Source organism: Nitratidesulfovibrio liaohensis, from assembly GCF_011682075.1.
Classification (GTDB): Bacteria; Desulfobacterota; Desulfovibrionia; order Desulfovibrionales; family Desulfovibrionaceae; genus Cupidesulfovibrio; species Cupidesulfovibrio liaohensis.
This window is the reverse complement of sequence record NZ_VSMK01000465.1, coordinates 1-1,994: the sequence shown is the minus strand read 5'-3', so window position 1 is coordinate 1,994 and position 1,994 is coordinate 1. Positions and strand designations below refer to the sequence as shown.

The 1,994-nt window shown below is 69.1% G+C and carries 2 protein-coding genes; both read left to right on the top strand.

Features of this window, described 5'->3' with window-relative positions:
• Positions 1–889: type II secretion system F family protein (locus FVW27_RS14330; protein WP_167126338.1), on the top strand; the 889-nt coding region annotated here is incomplete at its 5' end.
• A gap of 124 nt (positions 890–1,013) precedes the next feature.
• Positions 1,014–1,994 (top strand): tetratricopeptide repeat protein (locus FVW27_RS14325; protein ID WP_167126335.1); only part of this gene is annotated, 981 nt, incomplete at its 3' end.

Genomic DNA, 1,994 nt, shown 5'->3' with positions numbered 1-1,994 from the left:
CGGCAACCGCCAGCGGGTGCAGCGCATGCATGGCCGTCTCGCCCGGCACGCGGCTGGTGCCCGTGCCGTGGCCGTGGCCGCCCCGGCCCTGCCGGAATCTCCCCTTTCCTCCATGAAGGCCGCGCTGAACGCCATGGCCGAACGGGTGGGGCAGAAGGTGGTCAAGGACGACGGCGAGGAAGTGAACGAGGCGGGCCTGGCGCTGGTGCGCGCGGGCTACCGCAACCGCCGCGCCCCGCTGGTGTTCTGGGGCGTCAAGGCCGGGCTGACCCTGTGCGGCCTGTTGCTGGGCCTGGTGGTCCGCCTGCTGTCGGGCAGCGACATTCCCCTGGGCATGGTGGCGCTGCTGTTCATCTGCCCGGCGGTGGTGGGGCTGTACGCGCCCAATGTGTGGCTGTCGCGGCGCATCAAGGCGCGCAGGCTGGACATCATCAACTCGCTGCCCGACGCGCTGGACCTGCTGGTGGTCTGCGTGGAGGCGGGCATGGGCCTGGACCAGGCGTTCTCCCGCGTGGCGCGCGAAATGGCAGCCACCAACCCGGTGCTGGCCGAAGAACTGAACATGGTCATCCTGGAACTGCGCGCGGGCAAGTCGCGCGCCGAGGCCCTGAAGAATCTGGCCGCGCGCGTGGCGCTGGAAGACGTGAACAGCCTGGTCACGCTCATCGTGCAGGCGGATGCCTTCGGCACCAGCATTTCCAGCACGCTGCGCGTCTACTCCGACACCATGCGCACCACGCGCTTCCAGCGGGCAGAGGAAATCGCCGCCAAGATGCCGGTGAAGCTGCTGTTCCCGCTGGTGTTCTGCATTCTTCCGGCCCTGTTCGTGACCATCATGGGGCCCGCGTTCATCAAGCTGATGCAGGTTTTCGCCCAGATGGGCCAATAGTTCCGGCGGAATTTTATCCCCTCCGGCGCCCGCTGGCTGGCTTGTTCTCCCTGCCAGCGAACGAAATTCCCAGCCGGGGCGAAGAGAGAAAATCGCCCGGTTTGCAACCATGAAGGAAAACGCCATGACCGCCCGCACCGCCACCCGCCCCGCCCTTGCCCTGCTGGCGCTCTGCGCCCTGCTGCTTGCCGGTTGCGGCGCGCAGCAGACCACGCGCGGCTCTAACCTTTCGCTGATGGAACGCTACCACAGCGGCAAGGATCTGCTGCACGACGGCGAGGGGGTGGAGCCAACGCCCCAGGCTGATGCCATGAACGCCCAGGAGCATTTGCAGCGCGGCCTGGTTTTCCTGTCGCAGGATCGCTCGGAACTGGCCTTCGAACAGTTCAGCCGGGCCTGCCAGCTCGATCCCAAGCTGGCAGAGGCCCGTTACCAGCGCGGCGCGCTGCTGGTGGCGCGGGGCGTCACCGCCGAGGCGCGGGCCGACATCGACGCCGCCCTCTCCCTGGCCCCGGACAACGCCCTGGCCTGGGAAACGGCGGGCATGCTCAGCTTTGCCGAAGGCAACCTGACCGAGGCCGGAAGCCGCTTCGAACGCGCGCTGGCACTGGATCCCCGCCTTGCCGGGGCGGCCAGCCACCTTGGCGCCATCCACAATTACCAGGGGCAGCCGGACAAGGCCCTGGCCCTGTTCGTGCGGGCGCTGGAGCACATGCCCCGCTCGGGCGAACTGCACAACAACGCGGGCATCGCGCAGGCCATGCTGGGCAACGACGCCGCCGCCGTGGACCACTTCCGCACGGCCATCACCTGCGGTGCGCCCGGCAACCGGGTGTGGAACAACATGGGTCTGTCCCTGTGCCGCCTGGGCCGCTACGACGAAGCCTTCGAGGCGTTCCGCAACGCCGGGGGCGAAGCCGCCGCGCACAACAACCTGGGCGTGTACCTTTCGCAGCAGGGCGAGCATGCCCTGGCCCTGTACCACCTGCAACGCGCCCTGGAAGTGGAGCCGCGCTACTACGCCCGCGCGGCGGAAAACCTGAAGCGGGCGCGCCTGGCCGCACGCATCGCGCAGGGGCAGGGTCCGGCTGCGGCCACCGCCGCG